The sequence below is a fragment of the Marvinbryantia formatexigens DSM 14469 genome, from assembly GCF_025148285.1.
In the GTDB taxonomy this organism is placed as follows: Bacteria; Bacillota; Clostridia; order Lachnospirales; family Lachnospiraceae; genus Marvinbryantia; species Marvinbryantia formatexigens.
Map to the genome: position 1 here is coordinate 1,787,221 of NZ_CP102268.1, position 22,753 is coordinate 1,809,973.

At 49.6% G+C, this 22,753-nt stretch carries 19 protein-coding genes; 6 read left to right on the forward strand and 13 right to left on the reverse strand.

Annotation, left to right across the window (positions count from 1 at the left end; genetic code table 11):
* The first annotated feature begins 121 nt into the window (after window positions 1–121).
* The 5 genes from NQ534_RS08650 to NQ534_RS08670 all read left to right on the forward strand — a co-directional run bounded on the left by NQ534_RS08650 (window position 122) and on the right by NQ534_RS08670 (window position 5,239).
* Window positions 122–1,693 carry an ABC transporter substrate-binding protein gene (locus NQ534_RS08650; protein WP_040781989.1) on the forward strand — a complete coding sequence of 524 codons (1,572 nt, stop codon included), beginning with the start codon at window positions 122–124 and terminating at the stop codon, window positions 1,691–1,693.
* A gap of 75 nt (window positions 1,694–1,768) precedes the next feature.
* Window positions 1,769–2,719, forward strand: a complete 951-nt coding sequence (locus tag NQ534_RS08655) for an ABC transporter permease (RefSeq protein ID WP_006860607.1) — start codon at window positions 1,769–1,771, stop codon at window positions 2,717–2,719.
* A complete protein-coding gene (locus NQ534_RS08660; RefSeq protein WP_006860606.1) occupies window positions 2,716–3,531 on the forward strand; it encodes an ABC transporter permease in 816 nt (271 codons plus the stop codon). The genes NQ534_RS08655 and NQ534_RS08660 overlap by 4 nt, the downstream gene beginning before the upstream one ends.
* Before the next feature lie 9 nt (window positions 3,532–3,540).
* The gene (locus NQ534_RS08665; RefSeq protein ID WP_006860605.1) at window positions 3,541–4,494 is read left to right on the forward strand and encodes an ABC transporter ATP-binding protein; all 954 of its coding nucleotides are present in this window, start codon (window positions 3,541–3,543) and stop codon (window positions 4,492–4,494) included.
* Window positions 4,478–5,239: an ABC transporter ATP-binding protein gene (locus tag NQ534_RS08670; RefSeq protein ID WP_006860604.1), complete on the forward strand. Its 762-nt coding sequence runs from the start codon at window positions 4,478–4,480 to the stop codon at window positions 5,237–5,239. Before NQ534_RS08665 ends, NQ534_RS08670 begins: the two co-directional genes overlap by 17 nt.
* Window positions 5,240–5,303: 64 nt before the next feature.
* On the opposite strand, the gene NQ534_RS08675 is transcribed toward NQ534_RS08670, so the two are convergent.
* On the reverse strand, window positions 5,304–5,852 hold the full coding sequence (locus NQ534_RS08675; protein ID WP_006860603.1) for a spore maturation protein: 549 nt from the start codon (window positions 5,850–5,852) through the stop codon (window positions 5,304–5,306).
* A gap of 46 nt (window positions 5,853–5,898) precedes the next feature.
* Window positions 5,899–9,354 (reverse strand): SpaA isopeptide-forming pilin-related protein, encoded by a 3,456-nt coding sequence (locus tag NQ534_RS21370; RefSeq protein ID WP_143115745.1) that lies wholly within the window; start codon window positions 9,352–9,354, stop codon window positions 5,899–5,901.
* A gap of 323 nt (window positions 9,355–9,677) precedes the next feature.
* On the opposite strand from NQ534_RS21370, the gene NQ534_RS08685 reads away from it, so the two are divergent.
* On the forward strand, window positions 9,678–10,364 hold the full coding sequence (locus NQ534_RS08685) for a phosphatase PAP2 family protein (RefSeq protein WP_006860600.1): 687 nt from the start codon (window positions 9,678–9,680) through the stop codon (window positions 10,362–10,364).
* A 196-nt stretch (window positions 10,365–10,560) separates the two neighbouring features.
* Here NQ534_RS08685 and fba read toward each other — a convergent pair whose 3' ends face one another.
* The 11 genes from fba to NQ534_RS08740 all read right to left on the reverse strand — a co-directional run bounded on the left by fba (window position 10,561) and on the right by NQ534_RS08740 (window position 22,717).
* Complete coding sequence (gene fba / locus NQ534_RS08690) at window positions 10,561–11,529, reverse strand: class II fructose-1,6-bisphosphate aldolase (protein ID WP_040781987.1); 969 nt, start codon at window positions 11,527–11,529, stop codon at window positions 10,561–10,563.
* A 111-nt stretch (window positions 11,530–11,640) separates the two neighbouring features.
* Window positions 11,641–12,012, reverse strand: coding sequence for a hypothetical protein (locus NQ534_RS08695; RefSeq protein ID WP_006860596.1), 372 nt, complete (start codon window positions 12,010–12,012; stop codon window positions 11,641–11,643).
* Complete coding sequence (locus NQ534_RS08700; RefSeq protein WP_143115744.1) at window positions 11,993–12,346, reverse strand: hypothetical protein; 354 nt, start codon at window positions 12,344–12,346, stop codon at window positions 11,993–11,995. The genes NQ534_RS08695 and NQ534_RS08700 overlap by 20 nt, the downstream gene beginning before the upstream one ends.
* A 317-nt stretch (window positions 12,347–12,663) precedes the next feature.
* Window positions 12,664–14,466: an oligoendopeptidase F gene (gene pepF / locus NQ534_RS08705; protein WP_006860593.1), complete on the reverse strand. Its 1,803-nt coding sequence runs from the start codon at window positions 14,464–14,466 to the stop codon at window positions 12,664–12,666.
* A 21-nt stretch (window positions 14,467–14,487) separates the two neighbouring features.
* A complete protein-coding gene (locus tag NQ534_RS08710) occupies window positions 14,488–15,516 on the reverse strand; it encodes a type II TA system antitoxin MqsA family protein (RefSeq protein WP_143115743.1) in 1,029 nt (342 codons plus the stop codon).
* Window positions 15,507–15,968 carry a hypothetical protein gene (locus tag NQ534_RS08715; RefSeq protein ID WP_242655307.1) on the reverse strand — a complete coding sequence of 154 codons (462 nt, stop codon included), beginning with the start codon at window positions 15,966–15,968 and terminating at the stop codon, window positions 15,507–15,509. Before NQ534_RS08715 ends, NQ534_RS08710 begins: the two co-directional genes overlap by 10 nt.
* 75 nt (window positions 15,969–16,043) lie before the next feature.
* Complete coding sequence (locus NQ534_RS08720) at window positions 16,044–17,639, reverse strand: response regulator transcription factor (RefSeq protein WP_006860590.1); 1,596 nt, start codon at window positions 17,637–17,639, stop codon at window positions 16,044–16,046.
* A complete protein-coding gene (locus NQ534_RS08725) occupies window positions 17,632–19,446 on the reverse strand; it encodes a sensor histidine kinase (RefSeq protein ID WP_006860589.1) in 1,815 nt (604 codons plus the stop codon). The genes NQ534_RS08720 and NQ534_RS08725 overlap by 8 nt, the downstream gene beginning before the upstream one ends.
* A 120-nt stretch (window positions 19,447–19,566) precedes the next feature.
* On the reverse strand, window positions 19,567–20,415 hold the full coding sequence (locus NQ534_RS08730) for a carbohydrate ABC transporter permease (RefSeq protein WP_006860588.1): 849 nt from the start codon (window positions 20,413–20,415) through the stop codon (window positions 19,567–19,569).
* A complete protein-coding gene (locus NQ534_RS08735; RefSeq protein ID WP_006860587.1) occupies window positions 20,416–21,312 on the reverse strand; it encodes a carbohydrate ABC transporter permease in 897 nt (298 codons plus the stop codon).
* Between the two features lie 118 nt (window positions 21,313–21,430).
* Window positions 21,431–22,717 (reverse strand): extracellular solute-binding protein, encoded by a 1,287-nt coding sequence (locus NQ534_RS08740; protein WP_040781985.1) that lies wholly within the window; start codon window positions 22,715–22,717, stop codon window positions 21,431–21,433.
* Window positions 22,718–22,753 lie beyond the last annotated feature (36 nt).

A 22,753-nucleotide genomic window follows, 5' to 3' on the forward strand; every position in this document is an offset into this window, starting at 1 on the left:
TCGGTGGGGAAGCAGCGTAACAAGCAGCAAAAAAAGCTGTGTCTTTTTTAATGGGAAGAAAGTTTATCGCTCTTTTTATTCTTCGCCGTGCATTTCGCACACATTTTCAAGGAGGAAAAACATGAAAAACAGAATCACGAAAGCGTTGCTGGCAGTTGCTGTGTCCATTTCCATGCTTTCTGGAAGCAGCATAGCTGTCATGGCGGAGAGCACGGCCGCCATCAATGAAAAGAACGAAACAGATGAAGTGGTAATCGCTACCTACCGGGACGCAATCCAGGGAAGCGGCGACGCTTATTACTGCTGGGAAGGAACCTTCGTCTGGGAAGCTCTGACCGTAAACAACGGCGGCGTAATAGAGCCCTGGCTTGCAGAATCCTGGGAGCACAACGATGATTGTACCGAATGGACTCTGCATCTGCGTCAGGATGCCTACTTTACAGACGGCGTACAGTTTAACGCAGACGTATGCCTGGCAAATATTGACCGCTGGGGCAAGGACCTTACCTCCACCTATACGTCTCTGAGCATTGAAAAGACCTTCCCGAATCTGGATACGCTGGAAAAGGTAGATGATTTTACAATCAAATGCACATTTACGGAGCCTCTTACCACGCTGGAATATAATCTGTCCGATTACGGCAGCCCCATGTTCAGCCCGAACTGCTTTGATGAGGAAACCGGCGTAATCAGCGACTATGCTATCGGCACCGGTCCCTATAAAATCATCGACCACAAAGAAAACGAATATGTTCTTCTGGAAAGAAATGACGACTATTACGGAACGCCGGGAAATGTAAAAACCTTCCGTATCCGCTGCATTCCCGAAGCAGAAACCAGAATTTCCGCACTGAAATCCGGCGAAGTAATGGGACTGGCTGATAACGGCGCTATCACAATGGACGCTGCCCAGGACCTGTGCAATACAGACCCGAACTTTGCAATGGATATTACACCCAGCCATATGGTCGAGTACATCACCTTCAACTGCCAGAATGAATATCTTTCTGATTCCCGGCTACGCAATGCCGTCAGCCTTGCTACAGACAGAGATTCCATTTGTGAGGTTCTCTACGGCGGTCTTCTTGAACCAGCATATTCCTATCTGAGCAATCAGTCTGTATTCCATCTGGATATCCAGGGCGAATATGATATGGAAAAAGCAAAAGAACTTGCCGCCGAGGTACTTGGTGACCAGACGGTAGATATGAACATGATCATCCGTTCCAATACGGCTTCTGATTACAACTGTAAAGCCGTTGCAGAATATATGAAGCAGGTGTACGCGGAAATCGGTCTGAACATCGAAATTGAAATCCTGGATTCCAATATTTACAAAGAGCGTCAGGCTGAGGGAGATTTTGATATGGCTCTGACCGTATCCGGTTTAAACAATGCCGACCCGGCTTCCACCTTTAAAGCATACTTTACCAGCGATGGTACTTCCAACAAACAATATGGTCTGAACTACTACAACCCGGAGATTGATGAGCTGGTAGAAAAAGCCACCACCATCGCAGATGTAGATGAGCGCGGCGAGATTTACGACCAGATTCAGACCATTCTTTACGAGGATATGGCAGTTTGCCCAATCTGCTACCAGGTCAACGTAAATATTCACAACGTTGCCATTGAAAATTACGCCGGAAGAACATTTGGCGTCGGGCTTCCTACCATTTCCTGGACCGAATAATACACGCATATGAAAAAGCTGCGGGGTGCCGCTTTACGGCATCCCGCTCTTTCTTAATATTTTTGAGGAAAAAAGATGACGCTGATCAAATATCTTTTCAAAAAAATCCTTATGCTGATTCCGGTTCTGATAGGAATCAGTATTGTAGCGTTTGCTCTGGGCGTTTCATCCCCCGGCGACCCGGTAGACCAGGTACTGAATCCAACCGGAGACGACACCTACACGCAGGAGCAATATGACGCTATGGCAGAGAAGATGGGACTTGATGAACCTCTGCCGGTCCAATATCTGAACTGGGTCAAAAATTTGTCCAGAGGTGATCTGGGACGTTCCTTTTTTACGCAGAAAAGTATTCTGGAGCAGCTCCAGAAGCGCATCCCTCTGTCAATGCGTCTGGCGCTGTATGCTATGGTGCTGATTACCGTCTTTGGCGTTGGCTTCGGCATATTAATGGCAATGTTTAAAGACAGCCTTCTGGACCATATTCTTGGCGGCATTTGCACAGTGGCATTATCCGTTCCCGGCTTCTGGATCGCTATTGTACTGATTTATATTTTTGCGGAAGAATTAAAAATTCTGCCTACCAGCGGTCTTATGACTCCGGCAGGCTACATTCTCCCTTCTGTAACGCTGGCGCTCCCCAGCATCGGAGTGTGCGCACGGCTGACCAGGAGTGCAATTCTGGATGAAATCGGGCGGCAATACGTGCTGGTGGCTGATGCAAAGGGCTTAAAGCACCGGCAGACAGTTTTTCGTCACGCCTTTGTCAATGCCCTAATTCCGGTAATAACGTATCTGGGAAATCATATGGCAGGCATTCTGGGCGGAGCATCCATCGTTGAAACCATTTTCGCGCTGCCCGGTATCGGAAGCTATGCTATTTCGGCAGTACAGTCCAAGGATTATTATGTTGTCCAGGCGTATGTCCTGTTTTCCGGAAGCGTTTATGTGCTGATGACCATATTAATTGATTTAATCTATATTGCAATTAATCCGAAAATCCGTGCTGGGGAGGAAGTTGGATGAAGCTGAAAACAAAACTTGCAATAGGCATATTGGCGATTATTTTATTTTGCAGTATCTTTGCCCCTGTGATTGCTCCCTATGACCCGCTGGAATCTGATTTATCCGCCGCCATGCAGGGAATTTCCCGCGAGCATCCTCTTGGAACAGACAGCATCGGCCGCGACATTTTAAGCCGCGTTCTGTATGGCGGGCGGCAGTCTATCGTACTGGCTCTGGCAGCCACAGCGCTCTCTATGGCAATCGGCTGCCTCATCGGGCTTCTGGCGGGTTACTACGGCGGCGTGGTGGATGTGATTATTACAGCGGTATCCAACGTGTTTCAGGGACTGCCCGGTCTTATCTTAATGATTGCGATCGCCGGTATTCTGGAGCAGGGCGTCAAAAGTATGCTGATTGCGATCGTTATTAATTCCTGGGTCGGTTTTTCCCGTATTGTCCGGGGAGAGGTGATGAAAATCAAGCAGGAATATTTTATAGACGGTCTGCGCACCGTCGGGGCAAAAGATATGCGGATCCTCTTTTCCCATATCTCTCCCAATCTTTTAGGAACTATCTGCGTTATTTTTGCCACCAGAGTAGCCAGCACCATCATTTCGGTGGCTTCCCTCAGCTATCTGGGACTTGGTCTGCAGCCGCCCACCCCGGACTGGGGCGTAATGATCAGCGATGCCAGACAATACTTCCGGCGCAATCCCCTTCTGGTAATAGCTCCGGGTCTGTGCATTGTCCTGCTGTCACTTTCTGTAAATATGATTGCCGACGGGCTGCGGGATCACTTTGATGTCCGTGACGACCAGATAAAAAATATGTGAGGAACAATTATGAGCAAGGATATAGAAATTCGGAATCTATGTGTTTCATTTCCAGAAAAAAACGGCGTCAGCCAGGTAGTGACAGATGTTCACGCCCTGTTCGGTGAGGGAGTTGTCACCGGACTGATCGGCGAGAGCGGAAGCGGAAAATCCGTGCTGGGTATGTCTATTTTACAGTTGCTGCCCAAAAATGCAGTGGTAGAGGGAAGCTGTATGTACGAAGGGCGCAATCTTTACAATTTAACACAGGAAGAAATGCGGAAAATCCGCGGACAGGAGATAGCCCTGATTCCCCAGAATCCTTCTGAATCGTTAAATCCTATCCGCCGGATCGGAAAGCAGCTTATAGAAGGTGTAACAGCGCACAAAAGTCTTTCCCGGAAAGAAGCCCGGAATCGCAGAGACGCCCTTCTGGTTCGTTTCGGTTTTCCGGAACCGGAAAAAATTAACCGTGCTTACACTTTTCAGCTCAGCGGAGGAATGAACCAGAGAGTAATCTCCGCCCTTGGTCTGATGGAGCAGCCCGAATGGGTGATTGCGGACGAGCCGACGAAAGGGCTGGACGCTATTTTACGCCGACAGGTTTACCGGGTGCTGAAAGAAATTTCAGAGCAGGAAACCAGAGGAATGATTGTGATAACCCATGATATTGCCCTGGCAGGCGCGCTCTGCAAAAGACTGATGGTGCTTTATAAAGGAACCGTCCTGGAACAGGGAGAAACGGCGCAGATTCTGGAAAATCCGGCGCACCCCTATACCCAGGGGCTGATTGCTTCTCTGCCGGAAAAGGGAATGCATCCTATCCGGCGCGCGGACCCTGGAAAGATTTCAGAGACAAAGGGATGCCGGTTCTATCCGCGCTGCCCTTATGGAACAGAAAAATGCAGAAAGACTCTGCCGCCGGAAATACAGCTTCCGGACGGCAGACTGGTGAGGTGCAACCGATATGCTGGAGATATATAAATTATCAAAAAGCTTTCAGAGCGGTATTCTGAAAAAGCAGAAAACCCAGGCAGTCCAGGAGGTTTCCTTTTGTATTCCGGATGGAAAAACCTTCGGGATCGTCGGCAATTCCGGATGCGGAAAATCCACGATCGCCCGGATGCTGCTCTCCCTTATCCGCCCTGACGCCGGAGAAATCCGGATTGATGGAAAAGATATTTTAACCGCCCCAAAACGAAACAGGCAGGCGCTTTCCAGGAAAATTCAAATTATTTTCCAGCATCCGGAAAGCTCCCTTGACCCCAGTAAAAAAATCCGTTACAGCCTTATGGAACCCATGATAATCCACCGGATGTATGATAAAGCCGGGAGAGAAAAAAGGATGAGAGAGCTTTTAGAGCTGGTCGACATACCAGAGACTCTGCTGACTCATTATCCTCATCAAATCAGCGGCGGAGAAGCGCAGCGGATTATGATTGCCCGTGCGCTGACACTGGAACCCGGTATTCTGGTTCTGGATGAACCCACTTCCATGCTGGACGTGTCCATCCAGGCCCAGATGATGACGCTTTTAAAAGAGCTGCAGAAAAAACTGGGGCTCAGCTACCTTTTCATTTCTCATGATATGGATGTGGTAAAATGGTTCTGCGACGAAATTGCTGTTATGAAAGAAGGCACGTTTGTAGAACAGGGCGATGCGGAGCAGATAATAAAAAATCCACAGCATCCATTCACGAAAGAGCTGCTGGAGAACTTCCGTATCTGAATTTTTCCGGAGCGCCGTATCATATCCGGTACTCCTGTCTGCAAAAATAAATAAAAATTTTTTCTTACCCGTGCACGAGGTCCGCAAGAAAAACGCTGGCGGCAATTCCCGCAAAGGTGGCAAGCAAGGCGCCCGCCAGCGTATAGCGCGTTTTCTTCACCTTTGCCGTCATAAAATAAACGCTCATCGTATAAAAAACCGTTTCCGTGCAGCTCATCATGATAGAGGTAATCAGTCCTGTCCGCGAATCCGGTCCGTATTCCTTAAAAATATCCAGCGCAAGCCCGGTCGCCGCGCTGGAGGAAAACAGGCGGACGATGGAAAGCGGCACCAGCTCCGGCGGAAAGCCAAGCCCTGCAATGCCCCTGCCCAGAAGCGAGGAGAGCAAATCAAGAAATCCGGATGCCCGCAGGATTCCGACCGCCGCCATCAGTCCGACCAGTGTGGGCAGAATCGTCACCACCGTCTTCAGCCCATCTGCCGCTCCTTTTACAAATATTTCGTACACATTCTTTTTCATGAGCAGACCATATCCCACAATGATAAAAATAACCAGCGGAATCATAAAAGCGGAAAGAAACATCAATATATTCAAAAAATCACCCGGAGCCATGCTTTTTACAGCATATGCTCCGGGCAATCCGTCTATTCATGCGCGTTTATTTCTTTCTTCTTTTGAAGAACACCGCCGCTGCCAGAAGAACCAGCGCAGCAAGCACTGCTATCACATACGGAATGATCGCCGTGGTATCGCCGGTCTGCACCGGGGCGCTGCCGTTTGCTCCCGCCGCGAGCTCCGCCGCCGCTGCCTGCGAACCGCCATAGCCCGCATATTCCTGCTCGTAGGACTGCTGCAGTTCCTTCGCAGAAACATTTGAATAACCGCCTGCCGGAGCGGTGCTGAAATCGTTTACCACCTCGGCAATCGCGCTGCCGCCCGCTTTCAGAATAATCTGCTCGCCGACAAAATATTTGATATCATATTTCTGGCTGCTTTCGTTTCCGGTAAGCAGATTGCCGTTTGCATCCGTCTCCCCTACATAATAGGTGCCCGCCGGAAGCCCGTCAAAATCGACCGTCATATAAATATCCGAATCTGTCAGTGTCACGGACTTCACGCCCGCTTCCGTAGACCGCTGCGTTTTTGCCGCATCGGTAAACAATGCAAAGTAGAAGGTTCCGTTCATTTTGATTGCTGTTCCCTTGTAGGAAACGCGCTTTGCCACACGGATTTTTCCGCGTGTTCTTCCTGTCTGCATAGTAACGCTCGGCGTAATCTTTCCGTTATCGCTGATTTTAATGGTCGTGGTGCCGACCGATTTTCCGATTACCGTGGAAAAGCTGCCCCGGTTGCCCGGCTCATAGCCCTCCGGCGTGCTCACCTCCACCAGCGTGTACTCCTCGCCGACGTTCAGCTTTCCTTCGCAGAGATAAGCGTTCCCCGTACTCGTCCACTCGTCGACCACATTGCCCGCCGAATCCAGAATCTGCAGCCTTGCGCCCGCAAGCATGTAGCGCAGGTCTTTGCCGCTTTCATCCTTTGCCACGCTGTCAAACGCTTTTCTGGAAATGGAAATCTTCGTCGTCACATTGCTGATTGCCGCGTTTGCCGTGCCGGTCTTTTCGCTTACTGTAAAGCTCACCTGCGTATTCTTCGTGTAATGTCCGCCCGGATATTTTGTCTGGACAAGCGTATAAGTGCCTGGGTCGAGCTCCCCGGTGATTTTTGTCGCCCTGGAGCCGCTTGTAAAGCTCTTCACCGTTTTGCCGCTGCCGTCACGGATTTCCATCGTCGCTCCGGACAGATATTTGCCGGTATCCGACTGGAGCACTGCTCCCGCCTGCACCACCGTCACCCTGTTTTCCGTATAGGCAGTCTGCGTTTTGCCGGTGTTCTGCACCGTAAAGTCACGGCTCGCCAGAGAAATAATATATCCGCTGCGGCGCGTGGTCTGCTTCAGCGTGTAGGTTTTGCCCACCTCCAGCCTGCCGGTCAGCACCGCGCCATTTTTTCCGCTCCAGATGCTCTCTTTGCTTCCCTTCTCCGTTACGCTCATTTCCACACTGTTCTGCGGGAAATCCGTATAAGAACTTTCCTTTCCCGAAGAAGCATCTTTTGCGAGCACCTGCACCTGCACAGGCTGCGTCGCAAATTCTGCCGTGCCCGTATAAGCGCCCGGCGATGCTGCATCCGGTTTTGCCAGCTTTATCGCCGCCGGTGTCTCTGCCAGCGCCACATAACCCGCCGGAACAGAAATCTCCGTCCACCGGTACTCCCCGGAGGTAAGCTGCCCGTCCAGACCGATGGGAAGTCCCTTTACCGTAACTTCCCCGTTCTGCATCGTATACTCTTTGCTCCAGGTCTTTCCGCTCTGCGAAAAGGTCAGCCGGAAGGTACCGCCGTCCGGCAGCTTTCCTCCGCTTTTGTCCGTCAGCTTTGCTTTCACTGTCGTATATACATTCGTAATAACCACGTTCTGGTTATACAGGGTATTTCCCGTCGCCTGGCTTCCCTCCGCCGCATCCTCGCGGATTTCGATGGAGACCGGTCCGTTTTCTGTAATCTGGCTGCCGGTAACGGTGCCGTCTTTATTTGCGCCATTGGTCTGATAAACCGAGGTGTAATCCTGGTTAAGCTCCAGCGTCAGCGCATCTGCGCCATCCGCAAAATGATTTCCTCCGGCATCCACGGTGTAGGTTCCGGCGGCAAGCCCTTCCAGCTTCACCGTCATTCCGGCTTTCCCCGTAATGGTCAGCGTACCGTTTTCGATATTGTAAGAGTTTTTCGGCAGCGGAGCGCCGTTTCCGTCCAGCACCTGCACGCCGTCGAAGCTCTGATTGTTCATTCCGCGGACAGCCACCGCATACTGCGCATCTGCATTTGCGACATCACCGCTGTGCTGCAGACTGATGGTCAGCCAGTGCCCTGCATCCAGGGAGGTCAGCGTGGTCGGCATATTGTTGGTCTCCGTCTCGACCGGCACCGCCGTCTCACTCTCTGTTTCGCTTTCCGTGCCGGATTCGCTCTCTATATCAGTCTGCGCTTCTGTCTCCGGTTCGCTTTCTGTTACGGTCTGCGCTTCTGTTTCCGCTTCGTTCTCTGTTCCGTTCTGCACTTCCGTTCCCGGCTCGCTCTCCGTGTCAGTCTGCATCTCTGTCTCCGGCTCCTGTCCCGTCGCCGCAAAGACAAAGTCGGAAAAGCCATCCGTTTTGAATTTCACGGATGTTACGCCGTCCTGCGCCGGGGTATACGCTGCTTTCGTCTCCAGCAAAGCCGCCTTCCATCCGTCTATCCCGTCTGTACCTCCAGCGGCAAGTTCTTTCTCCGTCATGCTCCGGATGTGGAAAAGCGTAAGCCGCTCCTTCTGGAAATCTGTGCCGGAAAACAGCGGATTTTCAAACGTAACCGTCACCTCCAGCTCTTCCGGAAGCAGACCGGACGCATCCTCAAACTCCTGCAGACTGATTTTCTTTCCCTTTGCTGTTGCAAAGTGGATATCATAAATCTGATATGCCCCGAAATAACTGTCCTGTGATATCTTCTCCACCAGAGCAATATCTTTTTTGTAAGCATCCCCGTCAGCCTTCACGGGCTGTACTTCAAGAACGGCATTCTTAGGCAGCGTGATGCTCTCCGGCACCTTCACCGTAACAGAAATACCGCCTTTTTTCCATGTATATTCGTCCTTTGTTTCCGCCTCTTTTTCCGTCTGTTTCTCCGTCGTTTTTTCTGTCGGCGCTTCGGTCAGCTTTTCCGTCGGTGCCTCGGTTTGCTTCTCTGCAGGTGCTTCCGTTGACGCCTCAGTTGGCTTTTCCACCGGTGCTTCTGTCATCGTCGCCTCGGTCGGCTTTTCTGATGGCGCTTCCGTGGGCGCCTCGGTCGGCTTTTCCGCTGGCGCTTCCGTGGGGGCTTCGGTTGGCTTTTCTGACGGTGCTTCCGTCACCGGCGCCTCGGTCGGCTTTTCTGCCGGTGCTTCGGCCGGCGTCTCTGCCTGTGCCTCCACAGCCTGTTCCATCTGTACCTCCTGCACATTCTCCGCCAGAGCTATATGATTCGAAAACAGCATTGCCGCTCCCAAAAGCATCGCAGCTCCTTTTCTTCCCCATTTTTTCATAATAATCTTCCATCCTCCGTTCCGGATTCTCCCATCATTTATAATACCATTTCTGACAGGCTGATGCGGTTCCTGTCCTTTCCGCACCACTGACAGCATACAGATATCGTCTCTATTTTTTCTCTAAAAATCACGCAGCGCTCTGCATCCGTCTTATTGATTTCCAGTATAGCACAGTTCTTTCTTTTTTAAAACTTCATAAAATATAAATAAGGCTAAATTTTTTCTTAAAATGTCATCATGCCTATTGTTTTCTCCACAAAAACGTGCCATAATGGGCACGTAAATGAGGGTTATGTTTTAATAAAAACGGGGAGATTTCTATGACATTAAAATCCGGAAAAAAACTGTGGAACAAGTACCGGCATTTTGTACCGGTTATTCTTTACCTGCTTTTTTATCTTGCTGTATTTGCTTACGTGGAAAACAGACCGGTGCACAATATGCATATGCTGGTTTCAAAATGGGACCGTCTGATTCCGTTTTGTGAATATTTTATTGTGCCGTATTTCATGTGGTTCGGCTATGTAGCTGCCGCGGTGCTCTATTTCGCTTTTGTCGAAAAAGACCGCAGCCAGTACTGGGCGCTGATTACAAACCTCGGTATCGGGATGACGCTGTTTCTGATAATTTCTCTTGTATATCCGAACGGTCACACGCTCCGTCCTACATACCTGCGCCGCGATAATATTTTCATGGATATGGTGCGTTTCCTGTGGACAATCGACACGCCCACCAATGTGCTGCCAAGCATTCACGTGTTTAACTCTGTGGCGGTTCATATTGCTGTTGCCGGATGTCCTGCGCTGAGAGAAAAGCATCCGCAGATAGTGCGCGGCTCGCTGCTTCTCTGTATTTCCATTGTAGCGGCGACCATGTTCCTCAAACAGCACACTGTTATTGATGTGATTTCGGCACTTGGACTGAATATCGTATGTTACTATTTTATTTACCAGCCTTCCCTCTCCCGCAGAGAGGTTTCCGACCACGTCAGAGGACGGCTCCAGTAAAAGCCGCCCCTCAGAGTGTCCGGGAACAGAAGGTTTTCTCAGAACGTGTGCCGCCAGGCGTATCATAAATAAGGCTCCGGAATTTCTCCCGGAGCCCTTTTTGTTTCTGTCTGTATTTCTGTTTTTGTACTTCTGCACAGTCCGACATTCGTCTGCAGCCGCCAGACATCATCACTGTGTCCGATTCTGTCTTTCTTTAAGCCTTTCCTGCACTTCCAAGTACGTACTGAATCTTGTGAGCAACCATATCCTTTACAGCCTGACGTGCCGGTTTCAGATACTGACGCGGGTCGAAGTGATCCGGATGCTCTGCAAAGTATTTGCGGATATTTCCTGTCATAGCAAGACGGATATCGGAATCGATGTTAATCTTGCAGACAGCCAGCTCTGCTGCGTGACGAAGCTCTTCTTCCGGAATACCAATCGCATCCGGCATATTTCCGCCGTACTGATTTACCATCTTCACGAATTCCTGCGGAACGGAAGAAGAACCATGAAGTACAATCGGGAAGCCCGGAAGACGCTTGATGCACTCTTCCAGAACGTCAAAACGCAGTGGAGGCGGAACAAGAACACCATCCGCGTTGCGTGTGCACTGGGAAGCTTTGAATTTGTATGCGCCGTGGCTTGTACCAATAGCGATTGCCAGAGAGTCGCAGCCTGTCTTATCAACAAACTCTTCAACCTCTTCCGGACGTGTATAGCTCTCGTGTCCTGCCTCTACGCAAACCTCATCCTCTACGCCTGCCAGAGTACCAAGCTCTGCCTCAACTACTACGCCGTGCGCATGAGCGTACTCAACAACCTGCTTTGTGAGTGCGATGTTATCTTCAAAAGATTTGGAGGATGCGTCAATCATAACAGAAGTAAATCCGCCGTCGATACAGCTCTTGCAAAGCTCAAAGGTATCGCCGTGATCCAGATGCAGTGCAATCGGAATCTGCGGGTTTTCCTGAACCGCTGCTTCTACCAGCTTTACCAGATAGGTATGGTTCGCATATGCGCGTGCGCCTTTGGATACCTGAAGGATAACCGGGCTGTTCAGTTCGCCTGCTGCTTCCGTAATACCCTGCACGATTTCCATGTTGTTTACGTTGAAAGCGCCGATAGCGTAGCCGCCATTGTATGCTTTCGCAAACATTTCCTTAGTTGTAACTAATCCCATTTCGTCCATCTCCTTTTTTCTTTTTGAAACCATTGCGATTCCATAAATCCATAGGTCGAGTATAGTATACCACAAACCTTTTTTTTCAGCAATAAATAATTCGCTTTCAATCTATACTTCTTTGCATAGTTGCGCCAGACGGATTGCCTTAAACAGACTGACCCTCCGTTCATCCTCTGACTCCCATATCTCTGCATGATAGATATTTTTCTTATTGCCAACAGGATACGGACACGTTTCTACGCTCCTGCAAGTCCCTGCTCCTATTTTTACTGCTGTATGATAATCGTTTCTCCTCCCGAAACGTTTTCGAAACGTTTCTACTATTTCCTGCTCTGTTCTTTCTCCGTCTCTGTCCACAGAAACGCCTTTTTCATCCATGAATAAAGCTGCCGTAGGCTTTCCGGATATAAATCCATCCGGGTCAGAGATTCTGACAGCACGATACAGCATTTCTGTATTTTCAATTTTCTCCGGATTCATAAAAACACTCCACACTTTCATTTATTCGCTGACTGACATTCTCTGTAAATATCTGCACCTGCGCCAGAGAAAAATCACCGCCAGGAATATACACTTTTTCTGTCTTTCTTTCTCCCACTTCAAAAGCAAGCAGACTTTTGTCCTCCTTTTCATATTGCATCAACAGACTGTTGCGCCCCGTCGGCGCTATCTGCGGCTGTTTTACAAGCGCTCCGATAATCGATTCAAAAAAATGAATAGCGGTATCAGAAAAAGCACTGCCTCCCGTCCCATTCCAGTTATTCTCTAATCGTGTCATTTTCTTTATTTTGTTAAGATTTTCTTCCTTCAGCATATCTATCACCTTATGAGGGTACTTGCCTGCCGCCCTTTTTTTCTGTTTCTGATTAAAATAATGTGTATATGATGATGCAATAAAATCATATTTTATTGTATTTGTGTTCTTCATTGGAATATACAAAACATCTTCCAGAATCCACATCGTTTTTAAATAATCCTTTCATTTCAATTTTATCATTTTTTATTTATATTTGTATCTTATCATATGAAAATCCATTTGTCAAGGCATTATCAGCCAAAAAAGGAAACCGCTTTTAAACGGTTTCCAGTATCTTTTTCTGCCATATTTTCTAAAATTGTTTCTATCAGACATCAGTTATCCAGCTCCCCGGTAAGCTGACAGATCTCGTCTATCATCGCCCCGATAGTATCTATGGTATTGATAAACGGTTCGCTGGTGGTGATATCAACGCCCGCCATCCGGGCAAGGTCCGCCGGGGATTTGGTGCTGCCCGCCGCAAGCACGCGCTTCCAGTCGTCGACCGCGGTCTGTCCTTCTTCTTCGATACGCCTGCATACCTGGGTCGCGATGGTCAGACCGGCGCTGTAGGTGTAGGAATAGAGTCCCATGTAGTAATGCGGCTGGCGCATCCAGGTCAGCTCCGCGCCGTCACAGATTTCCACGGCATCGCCCCAGAATTTTTCCAGCGTCTCCCGCATAATGCGGTTCAGAGTCTCCGCCTGCACGCTCCCGCCCGCGTCAATCAGCCGGTAAACCTCCCGCTGATAGACCGCCTCCAGAAAATGCGTAACAAAATTGTGGTAATACGTCTTGCCGACCATGCAGCCGAGCACCCAGCGGCGGAAACGCTTGTCCGGATTTGTTTTCAGCAGATAATGCGCCATCAGAAGCTCGTTCATGGTTGACGGAGCCTCCACAAAGTAAGTAGAAACATCCACGCCGTACACCGACTGCGCCTCATTGCACGCCTTAAAGTGTCCGGCATGTCCCAGCTCATGCGCCAGCGTAAATACATCCGCCATCTGATTGTGCCAGCTAAGAAGAATAAAGGAGTGCGAACCGTACGGGCTTGAGCAGAAGCCTCCCGTGGATTTTCCCTGGTTCTGCGCAAAATCCACCCAGCGCTCACGATAGGCGGTCCGTATCATTTCCACGTAATCCTCTCCGAGAACCGCCAGACCTTTTTCAATATAGTTCTTTGATTCCTCAATCGTAACGGACGGCACATACGACGGGTCGATGCCCAGCTTTAAATCCGCCGACGTCATCCGCTCCAGACCATACGCCTTCTGCAGAAGCTTTGCATATTTGCGCATATGCGGCGCCAGCCTTTCCATAATAAGGTCAAGCTGGCGGTCGTACATTTCGCGGCTGACCTCCTGCTGAAACAGCAGACTGTCGATTACCGAATCAAAGCCGCGCAGCTTCGCCATAATCTTTTCCGACTGCACCTGCGTCTGGTACGCCGCAGCCGTCACATTTTCATACTGGCGGATTTTCTCTGAAAAAGCCCGGAATGCTGTCCGCCGCACTTCCGTGCGCGGCTCATATTCATAAGAATCCTCAAACAGCGAATAGCCGAGCGGAAATTCTTCCCCTTCTGCCTCGAAAGAATCAAACTTCATATCAGCGAGCTTCGCCATATCATAAATCTGGTAAGGCGCGTTAAACACCGGAGAAAGCGCCGCCAGCACCCGCTCCGTCTCCGGCGTAAGCTGATGCTTCTTTTTGCGCAGCAGTTCACGAAGATAGCTGCCATTCCCCTCTTCCAGTGCCGCCGCCTCCTTTAGGACAGTCTCGTCCTGCATAAGGATTTCACTTTCAATAAAACTGATACGGCTGAATACCTCCGAGAGCAGCATCCCGATTCTCTCATTGCGCTCCTGGTTTTTCACATCATAATAGTCAACCGAAACCGCCAGCTCGCCGTAACTGCCAAGCAGTCCCGCTTTTTCATAAAGCTCCTGCGCTTCCGTCAGACAATCGCTGATTGCCTGCGGCGTGACAAGCTTTCCTTTATAAGTCTCCTCCAGATGGCGTCCGAGCTCCTCCAGCCGCTTTGCGTCCGCCTCCAGCGCTTCCTCCGTATCGTAAATCACCGAAAGATCCCACGTCAGCTCCTCCGGAACGTCCTTTCTCATCACAAGTCCCATCTATAAACACCCCTTTCAGAATTATATCTGCAAATTCTCTGCGTATCTGAATGAAATTATATTTCTGGGCATCGTTTCTATATATGCCTGCTCTTTATGCATAAAAGAGATAATCTCATTCTTACTCATTTTTCCGAGCTTTTCAATAACGGTATCCAGAATCCCCTTATCTTCCCTGGAAAGAAACGGAAATGAGACATCCCCCTTTAACGAAAAATGATATGCATTGGTCTCTCCCATATCTACTTCCTCGCACGGAACATCTTTTAAATCGATAATAGAATTATGTCCCACCGGCACAGCTCCCATTGGCAAAGCCTGATAAACCAGTCCGGTTATCGCAAATCCTCTTTTCTTGTAAGAAAGCGCATCCGCATACCACATCAATTTCATAAGCTTTACTTTATAAAGATTCGTCACATGCGCCGAAGCCGCAAAATAACGCATTACATCTACCGCCTTGTCTAAAGAAAGCTTTGTATTTCCGTGAAACTCCCGATTTCCATAATATTTCGCGTAGCTTGCCTCAATAGCCTTACGTAAATAGGAATCCTGGTTCTCTTCATAGAGAGCCGTAGCGGTATTCAGATATTTATGGCAGGCATCCGCAGACAGATTCCCTTTTGCCTCATCCAGCAACGCCAGAAACCACTCCGGGTCCTGCGCAAGCTTCCTTAATATAGTATCATGTGCCCTGTCCTGCACCTGATGGCTCTCATATCTCGTAATCGTTTTACCACCCCAGCCAAGAAGTGTACTGAGGTCCCTCTGGCTGATACCATACTTTTCACGAATGCCACTGATTTCAGAGGATGTTAAAAGCCCTTCTTTCTTCCTGTAAGCATCTTTAAGGCGCACATCATTATCCTTCATCTGCTGTTCATCCATATACAGCTCTTCTGCCGCGTCGCAGTATAAATAATATGCATCATAATCAATCTTTACATCCTTAAAAACTGCCTGTTCCTCAGCAAGAACTGTTTTCACTTCATGTTCTTCCATACAGCATGTGCATAAACGTTTTTCACTTCTGATAATCTTCATTTCCATGAAAACACCTCCCGATTCTTTCTGTACGGAAACATTTCCGGCACAAACGGTTTTTCTGCAAAGTGAAAAGACATTATAAATGTTGTGGTCGCTCCGTACATTCCCAGGAGCTCTACTCTGATTTTGATATATACATCGTCGCTGCCGTTATAAACTTTTCCAAACTCACGCATTTCACTTCTTTTGGGGAACCGGAAATCCTTCACTGTACGCATATAATCTTCCACGCGAAGCATTAATAATTCTCTCTTTAATGCATCTACAGGATTTTCATCCGGAAACAGGGTATTTACTGTATACTGATTTGTATATTTTTCATTCCGTTTGTCATCTACCCGTCTTTTGACCTGAAATTCTATCTTTGCCCCATTATTAAGTGCAAATTTCAGATTCTGGATATACGCTCTGACCTCCGTCTCACTTTCAATTCGTGCTTTTGTCTCTTCCGACAACTCTATGCTCCTCCATATAAGTATCATTTGATACCTATATCATATATCATATTTTTCACATTGTCAACGACGGATTCATTCCTCCTCTTCCTCGTCCGCTGCTCCCGTGCGGAAACGGCTGCGGAATACAGTCGGGGAAAAGCCGGTGTATTTTTTAAATGCCACCGAAAAATAATTGGTGTCCCGGTAGCCCACCATTGCGGCGATTTTTCCGGTCTTCAGGTTTGTGGACTCCAGCAGCTTCTGCGCCGTCTCGATCCGCCGTCGGACGATATATTCGTTGCAGCCCTCGCCCGTCACCTTCTTGTAGAGCTTCGACAGATAGTTGGGCGTGATATAAAACCGCGCCGCGATGCTTGACACCGACAAATCCTCCTCCAGATGGTCGTCCACGTAGCGGCGCACCTTCGGGATGAGGTCGTTGATCACCTCTTTTTCCTCCCCGAAAAGCTGCTGCAGAAACGTCCGGGTAATCTCGCAGGCATTCTGTCCGTCCACATTCATAATGTGACGCATCAGCTCCTCTAACTGTCCCTGCCGCAGCGAGCCGCCCGTGCTGCTCACATAGGCAAAGCTGACGGCGTTCGCCAGATCAAAGCAGTATTTTCTCACGCTGGTCACAGTGACATTATACGATTCCACCGCCTGGCTGAAGGCATCAAATACCCGCAGCACATATTCCGAATTTCCCACGTTGGAGCACATCGCATTCTTAAATTCCTCGTAGATTTCATGAAAAAGCATACTGCGCTTTCCGGTATGCCCCGACTGCAGCAGCTCTCTCGCCGCGTCGCCCTTCTCCTGGGAAAGGTGCACAGCGTCGTTGTAGGAAATATAAAGCTGCGCAAATCCCTTCACCGAGCTGCCGAGCACAATCTTCGGCGCAGCAATCATTTCATCCTTCATGATGCTGATCAGCTCCTGTATACGCTCATAAATCTCATTCACATACCCGTGATTAAAGAATGCGACCAGAATCCTCCCCGTGCCCTCATCGTCCGCAAAGGTGATGCCCTGTCCCCTTGCGTCCACAAGACCGATACAGATTTCCTTGATGGACATCAGCCAGTAGCTGTCCTCCCGCTCATCGCGCATCCCGGACTGCTGCGGAATTAAAATGGCAATCTGCAGCTCCTGGTTCGGCGAGAGCGAATACTCCCGGTACATCCACTCCAGCTCCGCCTCTTCGGTATCCCGCCGGTGCGCCAGGTGACGCATCAGGCGCTCCAGACGCATCTGCTCCGTATTTCCCCGGACACGCCGCAGCGTATTTTCCATCACCAGGCTTTCCCGCTCCTTCTCAATCGAATCAATCTGGCGTCTTATCGCCTCCGTCAGCACTTCCTCGTCAATCGGCTTTAAATACAAATCCTCCACATGCATCCGGATGCACTCACGCGCATAGTCAAAGCGGTCGTACCCGGTCAGCACGATGATTTTCATATCCTCCTTCAGCCCGTTTGCGCGCTGGATCAGCTCCAGCCCGGTCATTTCCGGCATATTGATGTCCGTGATCAGAATATCCGGCTGCTTCTCCCGGATAATCTCCAGCGCCTCCGGCGCGCTTCCCGCCTGGTACACCTCCGATACCTTCAGCTCTTCCCACGGAAGCCCCTTGCTCATTCCCATCCGGATCATTTTTTCATCATCTACAATTAAAACCTTATACATTTACTCCTCCGAAGCTTCCCGCTTCTTTTCCGGCGTCAGAATCGCCGTCAGAGAGACCGCTGTCCTTCTCCGCCGGCAGCGTAATCGCCGCCGTCACGCCCTGCCAGGCATTGACCTCATAGTGCAGCCCGTATTCCTGTCCGAAAAGAAGCTGTATCCGTTTGTTTACATTTCGCACGCCATAGCCGAAATCCGCCGCGTTCGCCGCCAGATATTCGTTCATCTGCGCTACACGCGCCTCTGTCATGCCGTTGCCGCTGTTCGCCACCCGCAGCACGATATCGCCGTTTCCGCACTCCTCGACCCAGATAAAAATATTGCCGTTTACGCCCTCCCGGCGCTCGATCCCGTGCTCCACCGCATTCTCCACCAGCGGCTGCAGCGTCAGCTTCGGCAGCAGCACCTGCCGGTATTTTTCATCCACATTGATATCCAGGTGAAGCCGGTTATCATAGCGCATGTTCTGGATGAGCACATAATATTCAATATGCTGCAGCTCCTCCGACAGAGGAATGATATTCTTTCCCTTGCTCAGACAGATGCGGTAATACGACGCCAGCGCCTTCACCAGCGTGGAAATCTCCCGGTTGCCGTCCGCCACCGCCTGCCAATGGATGCAGTCCAGCGTATTATACAGAAAATGCGGCTGAATCTGGGACTGCAGCGCATTCAGGCGCGTCTGGGAAAGCTGCTCCTGCTTGACGCGGATTTCCTCCATAGAGGCTTCCAGCTTGTCCATCATCGTATTAAACCCGTCCGCCATCGGCTCAAAATCCTTTCCAAGCGGCTCCGCATTGATGCGCACGTCCATTTTTCCTTCGGACACCCGCGCCATTTCCCGCACGATATCATCCAGCGGCGCGTAAATCCGGGAAAACTGTCTGCCAGCGATTGCCGAAAGCCCGAAAATCACCAGAATCAGCAGCAGGGAAACCACCCAGATGGTGCGCATACTGGTATGATACAGTTTATTAAGAGGCGTCACGCTGAGCAGATAATAATTCCAGCTTCCGATTTTGTAATAGCTGACCAGCTTCCCATCTTTCTGGAAGGAGCCGTTCGTTCCGTCTAAATATGCCGCAATGCCGGAAATCTCCTGCTCTTCCTCCATTTCCTGCCCGGAAATCACATTTCCTTCTGTGTCCACCAGCATCAGCTCAGAATACTCTGTATCCGAAATCTGTTTTTTCACACTGAGGCTCTCCAGAAAAATATTCTGGAAATTAATACAGAGAATCCCGTAGGATTTTCCTACAATCTGGTTGGAATACGCCGGATAGTACACGGAAACCGTATACTGGGAGCCCTTGAAATAATTGTTGCTGTAGGAAAGCCGCATGGCGCCGCTGCCCGGCTGGCTTTCCTGCCAGTCCTTCTCCCAGGAATCCTCAAAATCCGCATAGGAAACGCCGCTTCCGCGGTACAGGTATTCGCCGGAATCCTCTTTCAGCAGCGCGATAAAATTAATATTGTCATTGGAATTATAAATCTGCGTCAGCATTTCTCTTGCCGACTGCTGGTTTTCCACCTGTACCACCCTGTCGCTGTCACCCTCCAGAAAATCCTGCACAGAGTCGTTCATCAGAATTGCCCGGCAGGTATTTTTGTACTGTTCCAGCGACCCGTTATAGCTCGTCGCCAGCAGCTCAAGCTGATTCTGCACCAGCTTTTCCGTATTTACGCGCAGGTTGTTCGCCGATATCCAGGTAGTCAGCAGGAGCACGAGCAAAGAGACCAGTACAATGCTCGCCAGAAAAAATGCCTTCATCCTTTTCGCAAACGTCCATTTATGTACCAGTCTCTTCATTTATAGCTTCTCCTTTGTTGTTTTCCCGCAAAGGCATTCCTGCTCTGTAAGCATCCAGCAGCCGCAGCAGTCCAGCCCGCCGTTATCCTGCTTCTACTTTACCGCAAATCGGAAATTTCATCAACCCTTTACCGCGCCTGCCGTCATACCCTTAATCAGCTTATCCTGCGCAAAGATAAACAGAATCAGCATCGGCAGCAGCGTCAGCACCAGAACCGCCATAATCATCGGCGTATTCATGGAATATCTTCCGCGGAATTCCCAGACCGCCAGCGGCAGCGTGCGGTTTTCCGCGGACTGTGTCAGCGTATAGGCAAAGCTGAATTCATTCCACATATTTACACCGTTGTAAATTGCCAGCGTAGATAAGCCCGGCTTGGAGAGCGGCAGAATCATCTTAAAAAACATCTGGATTTTGTTGCAGCCGTCAATCTCCGCCGACTCTTCAATCTCCTTCGGGATACCCTTCATAAAGCCGGTGAGGATAAATACGGAAATCGGCACGCCCATCGCCACGTACGGTCCAATCAGCGCCCAGATGGAATCGTACAGTCCCATCGAACGGGTCATCTTGAAAATCGGAATCAGGGTTACGTGAACCGGAATCGACATACAGGCAACAATCAGCGCGTAAATCGGTCCGTTCAGCTTAAACTTAAAGCGGGAAAGCGGATAGGATGCGCACGCCGCCACAAGAAGGAGCAGCGTAAGCGAAACCGCCAGCACGATCACACTGTTTATAAAAAATCTTCCGAAATTGCCGGTGATTACCTCGACATAGTTGTCAATATAAAAGCTGTCGGGCAGTGTGAAAACGCCCTTTGTCAGCATTTCAAACTTTTCCTTGAAGGAGTTCAGCACCATGAAGATAAACGGTGTGATGGATACGACCGCCATCGCTATCGCCAGAATAATGGCGATGGTCCAGCTTATCCTGCTTTTGATTTTACTTTTTTTGTATCTGTCCATTTATGCTTCCTCCTTTCCGTTAATCAGCCGCATGGTGACAAGCGCGATTGCCGTAATTAAAATAAACATACCTGCCGCCACTGTGGAGCCGTAGCCCATGTTAAATTCCGAGAACGACAGCTTGTACATGTAGGTCGCCATCAGCTCGGTAGAGCGTCCCGGACCGCCGTTTGTCATAACATAAATCAAATCGAAATACTTCAGAGAACCTACCATAGACATAATCGCCGCATTTTTCAGAGTCGGCATCAGAAGCGGCAGGGCAATCTTCCAGAAATACTGGCCGCGTGTCGCCCCGTCGATTCGCGCCGCCTCAAATACATCCGTAGAAATATTCGTGAAGCCCGCCATCGAATATACCATGTAAAACGGCGTGAACTGCCATGCGATAATGGCGATAATCGTGTAGAGCGCCGTGTCCGGATTACCCAGAAGGTCAATATTTCCTCCGCCGAAGAAATTGGAAATCGCGCTTACAATGCCGCCCTTGGTTGCCAGCGCATAGGTAAACAGAAAGCCGATTGCCACGGAGGAAATCAGCATCGGGATAAACCAGATGACCTTAAAGATATTTCCCTTCTTCCCGACAAAATCCAGGAAGGTTGCCATCGCCAGACCGAGCGGAATCTGGATACAGATGGAAAGTATCATGATAATAATGTTATTTCTGAACGCGTACCAGAAATTTCCGTCCCTGATCAGCGTTGCCCAGTTGGACAGCCCGATAAAGGTCTGGTCCGAAGAAATACCGTTCCATTTATAGAGGCTGGTCTGGAAGGTATTGATAATCGGATAAAACACGAAAACTGCCAGAACAATCAGCACCGGAGCCAGAAAGATTGCCGCTACCCGGTTCGTCTCTCTCTGCTTCTGTACAAGTAATGAATTTTTATTCATAAGGAACCTCCTTCATTACCGGCGGCTCCCGCCGGTTTTTTTAAAAAACAGGATACCCGCTGCAGATATCCTGTTTTTCCTAGAGAGTGATAATAGCCAATTTTTTTGCGGTGATTATTTAGCTTTCCGCGTTGTAAGCCTCCATAGCCTCCTGCATCATTGCCTGCGCCTCTGCCGGTGTCTTTGTCAGACCAAATACCTCCTGCAGACCATCCAGGTGTGCGTTTGCAACTGCGGGCGGAAGATATTGGTCATACCAGAGCTGGATGGAAGATGCATTGCTTACTGCTTCCATGATTGCCTGCGTTACCGGCTCCGTCGCATTTTTCTCAACACCATTTACCGGTTTCATTCTGCCGCGCTCCGCCGCAAATTCCACCATCTCATCGCCTACCAGCAGGGAAGCAAATTCGATTGCCGCGTCAAGTTTTTCGCCTTCGCAGTTGAAGGAGATAAAGTTATCGCCAACCGTACCAACGATAATGGAATCGTCCACATCCGGTGCGCCCTCATATGCCGGGAACTTGAACCAGCCGATGTTTTCATCAAAGAATTCTTCGCTGTCAGACTTAATTGTCTGTGTATACCAGGAACCGATGCAGGTCATCGCCGCCTCGCCTGTGTACAGAAGCTGTCTTGCCTGTCCGTCGTCCTCGCTCAGCGCGTTTACGCCCTCCGGGAAGTAGCCCTTCTGTACCCATTCCTGAATCTTCTCGCCTGCCCAGATGAAGCACTCGTCCTCAAAGGAGCCTTCTCCTGCAACCGCTTTCTCAAACGGTTCCAGCCCGCCGTAGCGTGTCGCAAGGTTCATGAAATACATGGAACCGGTCCACTTTGTGGAGTTCGCCAGCGCAAACGGAACAATGCCGTTTTCTACCAGTGTGTCACAGACCGCTTCCAGCTCTCCGATGGTCGTCGGCACCTCCAGTCCGAGGTCTGCGAAAATCGTCTTGTTGTAGTAGATTCCGGAAATGGAAATGTCATTATACGGAACCGCATAGATCTTGTCGTTGTAGGTAGCCTGCGAAATAGACGCCGGCATCAGCCTTTCCGGAAGGTCCGTGCTGTTAAACTGCTCGGTAATATCCTGTGCAAATCCCGATTCGATGTACTCAATCATCGGACCGCCCGACCAGTGGGAATACATATCCGGGCACTCTCCGGAGCTCATGGCGATAACCAGCTTCTCTTTGTATGCGTCGTTCTGCGTCGGTACATTGACAACCGTATAGCCGCTCTCTGTAGTAGAGTTGAATTTCTCAACCGCCTCGTTGATGATTTCCAGATCATAGCCCTCTGCCTGTACATTCCAGAAGGTGATCTCCTCCGCCGATGCACTCATACCGCATACGGTTGTCGCTGCAAGCGCCGTCCCAAGCAACGCACTGATAAGTCTTTTTTTCATTTGCTTATCCCTCCTATTTGTGTTTTGATGTAAAAA